The 14,733-nt window shown below is 37.7% G+C and carries 12 protein-coding genes; 4 read left to right on the top strand and 8 right to left on the bottom strand.

The features are described from left to right. Positions 1-7 precede the first annotated feature (7 nt). On the top strand, positions 8-1,435 hold the full coding sequence (locus CPT03_RS14725; protein WP_099439553.1) for an alpha-L-fucosidase: 1,428 nt from the start codon (positions 8-10) through the stop codon (positions 1,433-1,435). Here the strand turns inward: CPT03_RS14725 and CPT03_RS14720 are convergent. From CPT03_RS14720 to rpmB, 7 genes are all read right to left on the bottom strand, one after another. After that, a complete protein-coding gene (locus CPT03_RS14720; RefSeq protein WP_099439552.1) occupies positions 1,430-2,512 on the bottom strand; it encodes an Ldh family oxidoreductase in 1,083 nt (360 codons plus the stop codon). The two genes, CPT03_RS14725 and CPT03_RS14720, sit on opposite strands and share 6 nt — an antisense overlap. 5 nt (positions 2,513-2,517) lie before the next feature. Then, entirely contained in the window at positions 2,518-4,104 is a 1,587-nt protein-coding gene (gene bshC / locus CPT03_RS14715) for a bacillithiol biosynthesis cysteine-adding enzyme BshC (RefSeq protein WP_099439551.1), read from the bottom strand. A gap of 46 nt (positions 4,105-4,150) precedes the next feature. Beyond that, on the bottom strand, positions 4,151-5,485 hold the full coding sequence (rimO, locus tag CPT03_RS14710; RefSeq protein ID WP_099439550.1) for a 30S ribosomal protein S12 methylthiotransferase RimO: 1,335 nt from the start codon (positions 5,483-5,485) through the stop codon (positions 4,151-4,153). 45 nt (positions 5,486-5,530) lie between these two features. Continuing rightward, complete coding sequence (gene ftsY, locus CPT03_RS14705) at positions 5,531-6,493, bottom strand: signal recognition particle-docking protein FtsY (protein WP_099439549.1); 963 nt, start codon at positions 6,491-6,493, stop codon at positions 5,531-5,533. 72 nt (positions 6,494-6,565) lie between these two features. Next, positions 6,566-6,727, bottom strand: a complete 162-nt coding sequence (locus tag CPT03_RS14700; RefSeq protein WP_069378912.1) for a DUF4295 domain-containing protein — start codon at positions 6,725-6,727, stop codon at positions 6,566-6,568. 38 nt (positions 6,728-6,765) lie between these two features. After that, positions 6,766-6,948, bottom strand: coding sequence for a 50S ribosomal protein L33 (gene rpmG / locus CPT03_RS14695; RefSeq protein WP_048903767.1), 183 nt, complete (start codon positions 6,946-6,948; stop codon positions 6,766-6,768). Positions 6,949-6,988: 40 nt separating this feature from the next. Continuing rightward, complete coding sequence (gene rpmB / locus CPT03_RS14690; RefSeq protein ID WP_039866682.1) at positions 6,989-7,222, bottom strand: 50S ribosomal protein L28; 234 nt, start codon at positions 7,220-7,222, stop codon at positions 6,989-6,991. A 466-nt stretch (positions 7,223-7,688) separates the two neighbouring features. On the opposite strand from rpmB, the gene CPT03_RS14685 reads away from it, so the two are divergent. The 3 genes from CPT03_RS14685 (at position 7,689) to CPT03_RS14675 (ending at position 11,402) form a co-directional block, all read left to right on the top strand. Continuing rightward, the gene (locus CPT03_RS14685; RefSeq protein ID WP_216641554.1) at positions 7,689-9,032 is read left to right on the top strand and encodes a transposase; all 1,344 of its coding nucleotides are present in this window, start codon (positions 7,689-7,691) and stop codon (positions 9,030-9,032) included. A gap of 224 nt (positions 9,033-9,256) precedes the next feature. Further along, positions 9,257-11,149 carry an acetate--CoA ligase gene (acs, locus tag CPT03_RS14680; RefSeq protein WP_099439548.1) on the top strand — a complete coding sequence of 631 codons (1,893 nt, stop codon included), beginning with the start codon at positions 9,257-9,259 and terminating at the stop codon, positions 11,147-11,149. A 67-nt stretch (positions 11,150-11,216) separates the two neighbouring features. After that, complete coding sequence (locus CPT03_RS14675; RefSeq protein ID WP_048903769.1) at positions 11,217-11,402, top strand: CsbD family protein; 186 nt, start codon at positions 11,217-11,219, stop codon at positions 11,400-11,402. A 234-nt stretch (positions 11,403-11,636) separates the two neighbouring features. On the opposite strand, the gene CPT03_RS14670 is transcribed toward CPT03_RS14675, so the two are convergent. Then, positions 11,637-14,570 carry a M16 family metallopeptidase gene (locus CPT03_RS14670; protein ID WP_099441135.1) on the bottom strand — a complete coding sequence of 978 codons (2,934 nt, stop codon included), beginning with the start codon at positions 14,568-14,570 and terminating at the stop codon, positions 11,637-11,639. Positions 14,571-14,733 lie beyond the last annotated feature (163 nt).

Genomic DNA, 14,733 nt, shown 5'->3' with positions numbered 1-14,733 from the left:
CCCATTTATGAAGAAATTATTTGCCGTATTATTGCTCATTCCTTTGTTTATAGGGAGGTTGAATGCCCAGGATAACGGCGTACACCACCAATCAACCATATATGAATGGCCTAAAGATCCTTTGGTTAGTCAGAAATTAGATAAATGGCAGGATCAAAAATTTGGGATGATTATTCATTGGGGTTTGTATGCTGTGCCCGGTATTATTGAATCGTGGTCCATCTGCTCAGAAGATTGGATATCCAGGGATAGTACAAGTAACTACGAAGATTATAAAAAATGGTACTGGGGTTTAAGTAAAGATTTTAACCCGGTTAAATTTAATCCTGATCAATGGGCTAAAGCAGGTAAAGATGCAGGTATGCGTTACCTGGTATTTACCACTAAGCATCATGATGGGTTCAATATGTTTGATACTAAGGAGTCAGATTTTAAGATCTCTGCAGGGCCATTTAAAGACAATCCTAAAGCCGATGTGGCAAAATATGTGTTTGATGCCTTTCGCAAACAGGGCTTTATGATTGGAGCTTATTTTTCAAAACCAGATTGGCATTCTGAATATTATTGGTGGCCAAAATATGCAACTGCAGATAGAAACAATAATTATGATATCAGAAAAAATCCATGGAGATGGAGCATGTTTAAAAAACAAACATTTAATCAAATTAGTGAGTTGATGCATAACTATGGCTCAGTAGATATCCTTTGGTTAGATGGGGGATGGGTTAGACCGTTAGAAACAGTTAACGAAGAAGTACTTTCATGGGGAATGAGAATTCCTGAATGGAGTCAGGATATTGATATGCCTGCTATTGCCGATATGGCACGTAAAGCGCAGCCAGGTCTGTTAATGGTAGACAGAACTGTTCACGGACCTTACGAAAACTATCAAACACCAGAACAAAGCGTACCAAAACAACAACTGGCAAATCCATGGGAAAGCTGCATGACCTTAGGCGGTGCATGGGGCTTTGTTCCTAATGATCAATATAAGTCTGCCACTAAGGTAATTCACACCCTAATTGAGATTGTGGCAAAGGGGGGTAGTTTATTACTTGGAGTGGGGCCAAAAGCAGATGGAACTATTCCTCAGGATGCTATTGCAAGGTTGGAAGATATAGGTAAATGGCTAAACGTAAATGGGAAAGCTATTTATAATACCAGAATTACCAAAGATTATCATGATGGCGATACCTGGTTTACACAAAGTAAAGACGGAAAGACCAAGTATGCGTTAACCTGTCTTAAAGATAATACTCCTGAATATGTAGTGTGGAATGGAAACGTACCAGCTAAAGGAACAGCAATTCAACTAATTCAAACCGGTCAGAAACTTAAATGGGAGAATAAGGGAACAACTGTAAAAGTGTGGTTGCCCAAAAATATCCAGAAGGATCTTCCAGCATTGGCATTTTCTTTTAGGGGGGCTTTATAGCCCCTCTATTTCAAGTTTTTTAGCAAGTTCGTTCAGATCATTAACAACAACGTCAATCAACGGAATTCCGCTAATTCTGCGTTCTTGCTCATAAGCAAATTCCGGCTCTCCGGGAATAATTACCTTTTTGTCCGCGTCAACAGTTTTCGCACTTTTAAAACGTTCAATCCAATTGTCCAGATGGTCTTTAAAATCCTGGGCAGGCCTAAAACCATCAACTCTCATTGCACCAAGAAAATGCCCAATACCTTCTCCAACCGGATCAGTAGGGGGCTCTAAAAAAGCAACAAATGGAGGTACCCATGGCCCGTAATTTGCGCCAGACAATACAGCAGAAAAAATATCTACAGTAGCACTTAAACCATAACCCTTATGGCTGCCATGATCTTTGTCGCTACCTAGCGGTAGCAATGAACCACCTTCCTTTAATTGATGAGGATTTGTTGACGTATTACCGGTCGAATCCTGTACCCATCCTTCAGGGATAGGCTGATTAGCCCTCTGCGCAATTTCCAGTTTCCCATTAGCAGCTGCGGCTGTTGCCATATCAACTATAACGGGTGGGTATTTACCTGCCGGAAAAGCATAACACATTGGATTTGTCCCCAGTAAACGTTCACTGGAATAAGTTGGAGCAACAAGTGGGCTCGCATTTGTCATACTAATACCAATCATTTCCTGTTCAGCAGCCATTAACGAATGATAGCCGGCAATACCAAAGTGATTTGAATTTTTAACCGCAACCCATCCGCTACCATAAATACGTGCTTTTTCTATCGCTATTTTCATGGCAAAGGGTGCTACCACCAGTCCTAAACCACTATCGCCATCAACAGTGGCAGTTGTAGCTGTTTCGTGAACAATTTTTATTACAGGATTTGCATTTATCCGTTGCTTTTCCCATAGGCGAACGTAGCCGCTTAATCGTGCTACGCCATGCGAATCAATACCTCTCAAATCAGATTTTAATAGCACATCAGCCGCCAACTGCGCATCTGCCAACGGACATCCCATTTTTAAAAACACACGTTCTGTAAACTGGCGTAATTTGTTCTCTGTAAAAGTGTAAAAGGTCATTTGAATTAGGCAAAAAGAACTGTAAACTGATAATCTAAAGGTTTAAAATGGGTAATCAGCGAATCTATAAAATCATCACCATAAAGTACAATCATTGGTGCAATATTAAGTACCCTTTCCTGTAGCACGCCAGAAGGGAATAATTTTTCTTTAAGATTATCTATTTGAGAGAACGAAGTAACATGCTTTCGCTTTTCAGCCCTTAGCATTTTTTTCTCCAGGGTGAAGATAAGCTTTAGTGCTTTTGTCTTGGCAGCATCTGCCGATTGTGAAAGACTTTTGTCTATTTTATAAGCATTAAGCTTTATTTGATCAAAAATTGCGCTTATTGACCTCTCCTCATTATCAAGAGAGAATTGAAGATTAACATGCGATTTAACCCATTCATTTTTTAGTGTCTCAGTGTCACTAAATAAGTTTCTATGACTAATGCCCAATACTTCCATTCTGGCTTCACTTCTTTTGTCGATAAGCAAAGCAGAATTACGCAACATTAATACCGGGAAATCAATTTTATAATGGTCAAAATTTGCTTTTAATTGCAGCCAGTATGTCACCTCAGCCCCTCCACCAATATAAGCTATATTAGGTAGTATAACTTCTTGATAAACAGGACGCATTACCACATTGGGGCTAAACCTTTCTGGATAAGCATTTATCTCTTTTTGCAGCTCAGTTTTAGTAAAACCTATAGAAGAGTTCATCACCATGTAACTTCCGTTTTCTTCTATAATCCGTTCCCTTAGGCCATCAATCATATAAAAGAAATTGATTTCTCTGGGGTTAACCTGGGCTTTGTAACCCATAGTTTCCAGCTCGGAACTGGCTTTGCTGATTAATTTAAAGCTGTTCTCTTCAGTAATATCTTTATATATGATTTCGGCAAACTGGCTTTTAAGCGCATGGTCATCTGCATCCACACAAACCAAACCGTATTTGCCAAAAAGGGCATCAACCAATTCTCGGGTAGCATCACTTAACTTCCTATTACTGGTGTAAGCCTTGTCTACAGTTTTCGAAAATCCTATGCCATTTTCACTAATACCCAGGTATCCTTTATATGCAGCAAGCGCTTCTGCAATATCAGCAGTGTCAAGCCTTCCAGTGGCTCCGGCAGCATTTTTATTCCAGGTAATCATTTTATCCTCAACCTTAACATGGTTGATTTCTTCAAAATCATGATCTTCTGTTGCCATCCAGTATACAGGCACAAAATTATAGTCAGGAAATTGTTGTTTTAGATCACGCGCCAGGTTTATTGCAGTAACTATTTTGTAGATAAAATATAGGGGGCCTGTAAATATATTTAGCTGATGACCTGTGGTAATTGTAAAAGTCTTTTTATCCGCTAAGAGCTCAATGTTGGCCTTTACTAATGGCGAAACCTGAATCGATGAATATTGTTTTTGTAAGGTGCTAACCAGAATAGCTCTGTCGGCTTTAAAAGTACGATCAGCAATAGCTTTTTCAAAGCCGGAAAAATCCGGTTCATATTTATAAAATTGGCTTAACTTCCCATTTTTGGAAATGTAATCCAGCACAATGGAAGAGAAAGCATTAGTTTCCTGATAAGAGATGTATTTAGCTTGCATCGCTACGAATTTAAGCTAATAAACTATAAATCTAAATATGAAGCCTTTATTTTACAATTTGTCCATATAGATCAAAATCTTCGGCACGATCAATCTTAACATTTACAAAAGTTCCATTTGCCGCATAGCCGGTAGCTGCGTCAATTAAAACTTCATTGTCAACCTCTGGCGAGTCAAATTCAGTACGGCCAACAAAGAAGTCGCCTTCTTTTCTGTCAACCAAAACTTTATAGGTTTTGCCTATTTTATCTTGGTTTATATCAAAAGAAATTCCTTGTTGTAATTCCATAATTGCATCAACACGTGCTTGTTTTACCTCTTCAGGTACATCATCAATCAGACTATGTGCATGAGTTTTTTCTTCATGAGAGTAAGTAAAGCATCCTAATCTGTCGAAACGGGTTTCCTCAACCCAGCTAAGCATTTCTTCAAAATCCTGCTCAGTTTCTCCTGGGTATCCGCAAATCAAAGTAGTACGCATTGCGATACCCGGTACCTTATCTCTAATTTGATTAACAATATCTATAGTCTTTTGCTTGGTAATACCACGACGCATTGACTTCAGCATATTGTCTGTAATATGCTGCAATGGCATATCCAAATACTTGCAAATATTCTCACGCTCATTCATTGCATCCAGAATTTCCATCGGAAAGCCAGAAGGGTAGGCGTATTGCAGTCTGATCCATTCAATACCCCTTACATCAGATAGTCGGCGTAATAACTCATCAAGATTACGTTTTCCATAAATATCAAGACCATAATAAGTAAGGTCCTGAGCAATTAGTATAAGTTCTTTGGTACCGTTAGCGGCCAATATTTTAGCTTCATTTACCAGCTCTTCCATATCTCTGGATACGTGTTTGCCACGCATCAGCGGAATAGCGCAAAAAGAGCAAGGTCTGTTACAACCCTCTGCAATTTTAAAATAAGCGAAGTGTGACGGGGTGGTTAGCAAACGCTCGCCAATTAATTCATGCTTATAATTTGCACCTAAAGAGTGGAGCAGGTTATTTAAATCATTGGTGCCAAAATAAGCATCAACATTGGTAATTTCGGCTTCTAACTCAGGCTTATAGCGTTCCGAAAGGCATCCGGTTACAATTACTTTTGCCACTTTCCCTTCGTCCTTTAACTGGCTGTATTGCAATATGGTATCAATAGATTCTTGTTTTGCATTATCTATAAAACCACAGGTATTAATTACAACAATATCGTCTTTGCCAACCTGGTTAGATTCATGAATAACATCTAAACTATTTCCGCGCAATTGGCCCATTAAAACCTCAGAATCGTAAGTGTTTTTGGAACAGCCCAATGTGATTACGTTAATCTTTGGTTTTTTAACAGGGATTATTTTTGTGGAAGTTTTTGTATTCATGTTTTGTAAGTCAGTATTATCTTTTTATTTATTGTATGCTTGTTACTATTTAAACAAACTATCAACAAATGCTTTTTTATCAAATAATTGCAGGTCGTTCATGCTTTCGCCAACGCCTATATATTTTACCGGTATTTTAAACTGATCGGAAATTCCGATAACAACACCGCCTTTAGCAGTACCATCAAGTTTAGTTATGGCAAGAGCATTTACGTCAGTTGCTTCGGTAAACTGTTTGCACTGTTCAAAAGCATTTTGACCGGTAGATCCGTCAAGTACCAATAATATTTCATGAGGTGCGCCAGGGATTACCTTTTGCATCACATTTTTAATTTTGCCCAACTCATTCATTAAGCCAATTTTGTTGTGTAAACGACCAGCAGTATCTATAATCACAACATCTTCGCCATTGGCAACTGCCGATTGCAAAGTGTCAAAAGCTACAGATGCAGGATCAGAACCCATTGCCTGTGCAACAACACGTACACCAACACGCTCACCCCAAAGTTTAATTTGTTCAACCGCTGCGGCCCTGAAGGTATCGGCAGCACCTAAAACAACTTTAAGGTTTTCTGCTTTAAGTTTATGTGCCAGTTTGCCAATGGTTGTAGTTTTGCCCACACCATTTACTCCGACCACCATAATTACATATGGTTTATGGTTACCGTATTCAAAACTTCTGAAATCGTTGCTGTTATTTTCTGCAAGTAACAACTGAATTTCATCGCGCAGCAGATTATTTAGTTCAGAGGTAGAAAGGTATTTGTCTTTTGCTACACGTTTCTGTACTCGGTCTATAATTTTTAATGTTGTAGTTACACCAACATCAGAGGTTACCAAAACTTCTTCGAGGTTGTCCAGTACGTCATCATCAATAGTAGACTTACCGGCTACAGCTTTTGTGATTTTACTTAAAAAGCCCTCCTTAGTTTTCTCCAATCCCTTGTCAAGAGCTTCCTGCGCTTCAGGCGCAGTCTCTTTTTTCTTAAAAAAATCAAATAAACCCATAAGAATGTATAGAAAAACAAAAAAAGCCCTCCCAGAATAAAGGGACGGCTTTAATATTATAAAATATTAAAATTATTTTTTAGATGCAGAAATAGCATCTTGAACGTGATCGTTGTGAACAATAACTTCTTTGAAAGAATAAGCACCAGATTTTGGAGACTTAGTCATTGTAATAACTTTCGAATATTCTTTTCCTTTACCCGTTTTCAGGGTTGCAACTACCTTTTTTGCCATGATCTAAATAGATTGTATTTAGTTAAATACTAAATGTATTACTTAATTTCTTTGTGTACAGTTACTTTTCTCAACACTGGATTGAATTTTTTCAACTCTAATCTCTCAGTAGTGTTTTTACGGTTTTTAGTAGTGATATATCTAGAAGCACCAGGCATGCCGCTTGCTCTATGTTCTGTACACTCTAGAATAACTTGTACTCTGTTACCTTTTTTTGCCATTTTATTAATATTAAGGTTGATTTCGCATCAACCAATGTTTCTACAAATATCCTTTTTTCATGAAGCGGTTAATCGCTTCTGTAATACCAATTTTATTGATGGTTTTGATAGCTGAAGTAGATACTTTCAGTGTTATCCAACGATCCTCATCAGGAATATAAAATTTCTGAAGTTGTAAGTTGGGATAAAACTTACGCTTGGTTTTAACGTTTGAGTGAGAAACATTAAAACCTGTCATTGCCATTTTTCCGGTTAAATCACAAACTCTAGACATGCCTTTAAATATATTGTTAATTGTTCTTCGCTTATTTTTTTAAGAGTGTGCAAATATCAGTAAAATATTTGTAATCATCAAGTAAGAGCCAAAAATAATTTCAATTATTATTTAGCACCAGTAATTACTGTTAACATGAACACCTAACAAGTAGCCAGGAGTGGCCAAGTCCTCACATGGTTCACACCAAATACACAAACAGTTACGTGGCTGTTGCAGAACAATAAAACATTTCTAATTATTTCCAATTATTTTTTAGATTGGGTATATTAAAGCCATGCAAGGCAAAAAGGGTTATAATGAAAAGTTGTTTACTAATTTCCAATTATCAAACCATGTTCCCCAGGAGAACTTTTATCGTAGGCTTCTAGAAACAATTGATCTTAGTTTTCTATATAAAGACACTAAATTTCTATACGGAAATACATGAAACCCGTCTATTGATCCTGTATTTTTCTTTAAACTGATGCTAACAGGTTATCTAGAGAATATCACATCAGACCGGAAGCTGGTTGAGCATTGCGCTATGCGAATGGATATACTTTATTTTTTAGGATATGACATAGATCAGGAGCTACCTTGGCACTCCACCATTAGTCTCAGTAGACAATTATACCCCATCTCTTTATTTGAGACCCTGTTCAATAAGGTGTTTAGTCTATGTGTAGTGGCAGGGTTGGTGTCTGGGCATACTCAGGCAATAGACTCAGCACCAGTTAAAGCTAATGCATCAATGGAATCCCTGGCCTTAAAAGTTCCTATTGAATCAGTTGGAAGTTATCTTAAGAAAGCAGATTCAGAGAATAGTGAAGATAAAAGAAACAATAAACCGATTAAAGAGCAACATATCACTGCTCCAGAACATCAGTTAAAACCAGTGGAAAGGCAGCAGCAGAAAATACGCAATAGCGAAGTGAAACCTATGGGCGCTTCCAATAAACAGGCTCAACTAGTTAGTAATAAAACACACTATAACCCTCATGATCCCCACGCCCGTATTTCAGTTAAACCAGGTAAAGCAAGAAAGCTAAATTATCACTGCAGCATGGCTGTAGATACAGCACAGGGAATCATTAGCCATGTACAAGCTGATTTTGCGGATGGTCGTGATAGCCAATATTTACCTGGATTAACCAATAAGATACAGCACCGTCTGCAGAAAAATGAACTGATGTTAGAGAACCTGTTAGCAGACACGGGGTATTCTAATGGGTTTAACTATCATTTTTTAGCGCAAAGAAATATTACCGCATGGATACCTGTTTTTGGCAGGTACAAACCAGAAATAGAAGGATTCCCTTATGACAAAGAAAAGGATCAGTATACTTGTACAATGGGCAAATCAATACCTTTTAAGAGGTTTAATAAATCTCAAGACGGTAGTTTATTGAAGAATTACTGGTCAGCTCACAAGGACTGTAAAAACTGTCCTTTAAAGACTGACTGCATCCCAAATAGCAACTCGAAAAAAATCAACAGATCAGCCTATAGAGAAGAGTATCAAAGAGCATATAGTCAGCAGCATAGCAAAAGAGGTAAGCAAATGAAACGATTACCTCAAAGCACCGTGGAGCCAGTATTTGGAAGTCTTGTTCATTACTACGGCTTGAATAAAATTGGTGTAATAGGAAAACCCGGTGCACATAAAGTCATGTTGATGTCTGCAATAGCTTTCAATCTTAAGAAATACATGAAATTCAGAGTAAGGAAAGCCTCAGATAACCTCTTTAAGTATGTACAAAAAGCAAAGAGTCATCAATATAAACTAGATAATGCTCCAGATCAAGCATTTGTCATAAGCCTGAATTAATTAGCCTATAAACTACAATTCATCATATAAAACGAATATGCTCAAAATTATAAGACTTCTGAAACAGCCACGTACCTGTTTGTGTATTTGGCGTGAAGAAATACTAATCTTTTGAAGAACTGTTGCTAAAACCGTCTCATCCCAATAATATAGATCAATAAAATTGTTTTTATAAAGCGCAATTTTATCTAAGTTTGGGCTTTAGTTGTTGAAATAAACCAAATATGCAAATTAATTCATTTGAAGAATATCAAAGGAACTATCAGTTAAGTGTAGACCAGCCTGAAGAATTCTGGGCACGAATAGCGGATAATTTTCTTTGGAAAAAAAAGTGGGATAAAGTACTTTCCTGGAATTTCTCTGAACCTAATATTAAGTGGTTCGAAGGTGCCAAACTGAACATTACCGAAAACTGTCTTGATCGCCACCTGGCTGAAAACGGAGACAAACCAGCTATTATCTGGGAACCCAATGATCCGCAAAAAGATAGCATTACTTTAAGTTATAAAATACTGCACGAGCAGGTTTGCCGATTTGCCAATGTTTTGAAAAAGAACGGGGTAAAAAAAGGCGACAGGGTTTGTATTTATATGCCAATGGTACCGGAATTGGCGGTGGCAGTACTTGCATGTGCACGTATTGGAGCTGTACATTCGGTTGTATTTGGCGGTTTCTCTGCAAAATCTATTGCAGATCGTATTAATGATGCCCAATGCAGATTAGTAATTACGGCCGATGGTGCATTTAGAGGGAATAAACAAATTCAACTAAAAGAAGTAATTGACGATGCGCTTATAGGCTGCCCATCGGTTGAAAAAGTGATTGTTTTAACCCATACCAGAACTCCTGTTTCTATGTTAAAAGGACGTGATATCTGGTGGGAAGATGAAATAAAATTAGTAGACACCAATTGTCCGGCCGAAGAAATGGATGCCGAAGATTTGCTGTTTATATTATATACATCAGGCTCTACAGGTAAGCCAAAAGGTGTAGTGCATACCGTTGGTGGATACATGGTTTATGCTGGGTATACATTTTCCAATGTGTTTAATTATCAGCCTGATGAAGTGTTTTTCTGTACCGCAGATATTGGCTGGATAACAGGGCATTCTTACATTGTTTATGGCCCTCTTTCGCAAGGTGCAACAACTGTGATATTCGAGGGTATCCCAACATATCCTGATGCTTCAAGAATGTGGCAGGTAGTTGAAAAACATAAAGTAAATATTTTATATACTGCACCAACGGCAATCCGCTCTTTAATGAGTTTTGGATTACAGCCCATTGAAGGGGTTGACTTAACTTCGTTAAGGGTTTTAGGATCAGTGGGTGAACCTATAAATGAAGAAGCCTGGCATTGGTTTGATGAAAATATAGGCAAAAGTAAATGCCCTATTGTTGATACCTGGTGGCAAACTGAAACCGGTGGTATTATGATTTCGCCAATTGCTTTTGTAACGCCAACAAAGCCTAGTTTTGCCACGCTTCCATTGCCTGGTATACAGCCAGTTTTGGTTGATGAGCAGGGTAATGTGATTGAAGGTAATGATGTTAGCGGTAATTTATGTATTAAGTTCCCTTGGCCTGGCATGTTGCGCACAACTTACGGAGATCATGAACGTTGTAAGCAGACTTATTTTTCTACTTACGATAACATGTACTTTACAGGCGATGGCTGTTTAAGGGATGTAGATGGTTATTACAGAATTACCGGCAGGGTAGATGATGTAATTAATGTTTCTGGCCATAGAATCGGAACCGCAGAGGTTGAAAATGCAATTAATATGCATGCCGGGGTGGTAGAAAGTGCGGTAGTAGGATTTCCTCACGATGTAAAAGGACAAGGTATTTATGCTTTTGTAATTTTCCCTAATGCACATGGTGATGAGGATCTTACACGTAAAGATATTCTTCAGACCGTTACCCGTGTTATCGGAGCTATTGCTAAACCTGATAAAATACTTTTTGTTTCAGGGTTACCTAAAACAAGATCAGGCAAAATTATGCGTCGTATTTTAAGGAAAATTGCTGAGGGTGATACCACTAATTTGGGAGACATTACTACGCTTCTGGATCCTGCAGTGGTTGATGAAATTATAGAAAAAGCAAAAAAATAACAAACAATTGTTCCTTGAGCTTGTTCATGTAGTATCTATTTATTGTTAAACAAAATAAAGAGCTATTATGGATAAGTTAGAATTAAAAGGAAAATGGAATGAAATTAAGGGTAAAGTGAAACAGGCTTATGCTGACTTAACCGAGGATGATTTGAAGCATGAAGAAGGGAAAGATGACGAGTTGTTGGGTAAACTGCAGCAAAAAACAGGTAAAACCAGAGATGAACTGGTAACCTGGATTAAATCATTGTAAAAAACATGAATAAGAAAGAGCCTGTATCATAATTCAATTTAGCTTCGAAGCTGCCAAATAATATTTCATAGCAGTCTTCATTTCAATAAAAAACGGCAATTTTCAAATAGAAACTTGCTGTTTTTTATTGTCTTTTTATTCTTGTTAGAGGGTGTTCAGAATTAAATTCTGTTTAAGAACTGTGATTTTGATTAATGATACGGCCTCTTTTTTATTCATAAGGAATTTTAAGTTTTAGTACCCAAATATCTGTTCTAAAGTTAGTTTGGTTACTGTTCCAAACTTCTGCATATCCTCTAGTTTTACTTTTTTCTCTGAGGCTACAATGCAATAATTGTAAGGTTTATTGGCAACATTGTTTGTGTGAAAATCTTTGATATCTCCAAATGTTAAAGGTTTTAGACCATTATATTCATCAATTCTAGAATCATGATCAATTCCAAGTTTCTGATCAGCAAAGTAACTCTGTATTATATCATCCTTGGTAACACGGCTTGTTTCTAATGCATTTAATGCATTATATTTCGACGCTTCGAACGATTTATTGGCTTCAGGTAAAACATTAAGCAATTCATTCATTCCGGCCACGGCGTCATTCATTTTGTCGGCCTGGCTACCTACATAGGCTATCATAGCATAATTCTTATCCTTCTTGTCTGGCGAGGAGTAAACAGCAAACGTTGAATAAGCCAAAGCCTTAGATTCCCGGATAGTCTGGAAAACTATAGATCCCATACCCCCGCCAAAATAACTGTTAAATAGATTTATTTTGGCTGTTAGGTCCGGATTAAAGACTCCACCATTTCTTACCCAGCGGATCTCAGACTGAACCATATCGTAATCGGCAAAATAGACCTGATTGGTGGTGTTGTTGGTATAAGTGAATTTTTTAGCTGGCGGTTCAGGCGTAAACTCAGCAGGTAGTTTATGCAACTTACCTATGCTTTCTGTAAATGCCTCCAGCGTTTGCGGCCCATAATAAGTAATGGTGTGTTTAAAGTTGTTAATATTATGTAAGGTGCTGATTAACTGGTCAGATGTAATATTCTTTACCTCATCATTACTTAGGGTAGAATTAAACGGATTGGTAGACCCGTATTGTGCATAATTCATTAAACCGCCTAAAATTGCACTCTTATTAAGCTTGTTGTTCTCTCTTGATTTAAGGATACGGCTTTTAAGTTCAGCCAATGCCTGTTCATTAGGTTTGCAGTTGGCTAATATATGTTCAACAAGACTTACTGCTTTATCAAAGTTTTCTTCCAGGCCACTAATATTTATGGTAGTAACCTCATTGCCAACATTGATACTGTAGTTGCATGCTATATTGTAAAATTCCTTGCTTATCTGCTCTGCCGAGTATTTGTCGGTAGCTAAAAAAGCCAGGTATTGAGCAGCATATGGCTGTAACATGTTGTTTAATGCGCCCATTTCAAAACGATAAGATAAGCGGAAAATGCTGTTTTCTTTATTTTGAACTGTTATTACATCAGCAATGCCGACTTTTCCAAAATTTAAGTCCTTTTTATAATCCAAGAACTTAGGTGATATGGAGCTTGTTGGTGCGGCAAGGAGTTCTTTGGTGAATTCGGATGTTTCGGCAGCATTAGTGTTTACCGGTGTAATGGATGGTTTTTCTACTTTCGCAATGTTTTTGTCTTCACCTTTGTGTTTAAAGGCAATAACATAGTTGTTTATAAAAAATTGCTTTGCAAATGCAATGACCTGGCTTTTGGTAATTTTAGCCATCTCATCGGGATTACTTAAAGACTTATCCCATTTGGTTCCGCGATTTAAAATGAATTCGTTGGTTGCAGCATCAACGCGATAAGCATTATTATCAAATGCCTGCAGCAATCCTAGTTTACTATTTGCAACAGTCGCCTTGATCAGGCTTTCATCAAAATTACCTTTTTTTAAAATCTCAATTTGATCAAGTAAAAGTTTTTGCACTTCTGTTAAGGTTTGACCTTGTTTAGGCTGGGCCGACATATTGAAGACTCCGTAATCTTTCATCTGCTGATAGCTGGCACTTGAACGTAGTACTTTTTGCTGTTTATTTAAATTGATATCGAATAAACCCGCTTTTCCATTCGATAAAATACTTGATATTAAATCCAATAGCATGCTCTGTTTAGAGTTCTCGGCATATCCTCTGTAAGATATTTCTATGCTCTCGGCACTCGGGCCGTATATGTCAACTGTTTGAATTTTAGTTAATGGCTTTTCAGGAGCTGGATTGTAAAGTGTAACTGGCTTTGATTGCATAAAGGCAAAAGACTTGTCAACTTTTTTAATCATTTCATCGGGATTAAAATCGCCGGCCAATACTACTGCCATGTTATTTGGTACATAGTACTTGTTGTAGTACTTTCTGATCTCAACAAGAGATGGGTTTTTAAGGTGCTCTATTGTACCAATTGTTGTTTGCTGGCCATAGTTGTGTGTAGGGAATAACAGGGCCGACATTTTCTCATCCATTTTCCATGCATCATTATCGAGGCCACGGTTTTTCTCTTCATAAACGGCTTCGAGCTCTGTGTGGAAGATGCGGAAAACAGGATTGCGGAATCTTTCGGCCTGCAGGGCTAAAAACTTATCAGTCGCATTAGACGGAAAATCTTCATTGTATACTGTTTCTTCATACCAGGTATGAGCATTGCTAGACTGACCGCCTATTGCTTTGATCATTTTGTCGTATTCATTGGCAATAGAATAATTAGATGCCAGGCCGGATGTTTTGTCTATCTGTGCGTAAATCTCTTTTCGTTTGGTAGGATCTGTGGTTTTGTTGTACTGCTCGTATAATCCATCTATTTTATCAAGCAAAGGCTTTTCTTTTGCATAGTCCATAGTGCCGAATTTGTCGGTTCCTTTAAACAGCAAATGTTCCAGGTAATGCGCCAGGCCCGTGGCGGTGCGCGGATCGGTATTACTTCCGGCCCTTACGGCCATTCTAAATTCAATGGTAGGTTCTTTTACGTTTTGCGATAAAATAACGGTTAGCCCATTTTTTAAGGTGTAAAAACGTGACTTGGTTGGGTCGTTTGTTACGTATTTGTAAGTATATCCATCGCTGGTGGCTGTTTTCCATTGATAGCCAGATTGAGCCATAATCCCAGAACCTATTAAAAGGAAAAGGGATAGCGCTAACAGTTTCTTCTTCATATAATTAAATTTGCTTTTTTTATGAGTTATAAGGCCTAACATGTAAATTCCGTTGAGCTTTATAAAATTTAAGTTGTACATCAAATATATGCGGATTGTATATTAAGTCCTGAACTTTAGACCGAATTCTTGTACTTTTACTGCAACAAGTGCCATAAGCATA

Source organism: Pedobacter ginsengisoli (assembly GCF_002736205.1).
Classification (GTDB): Bacteria; Bacteroidota; Bacteroidia; order Sphingobacteriales; family Sphingobacteriaceae; genus Pedobacter; species Pedobacter ginsengisoli_A.
Note: the sequence above shows the minus strand (reverse complement) of the source record. Positions and strands in the feature narration are given on the sequence as shown.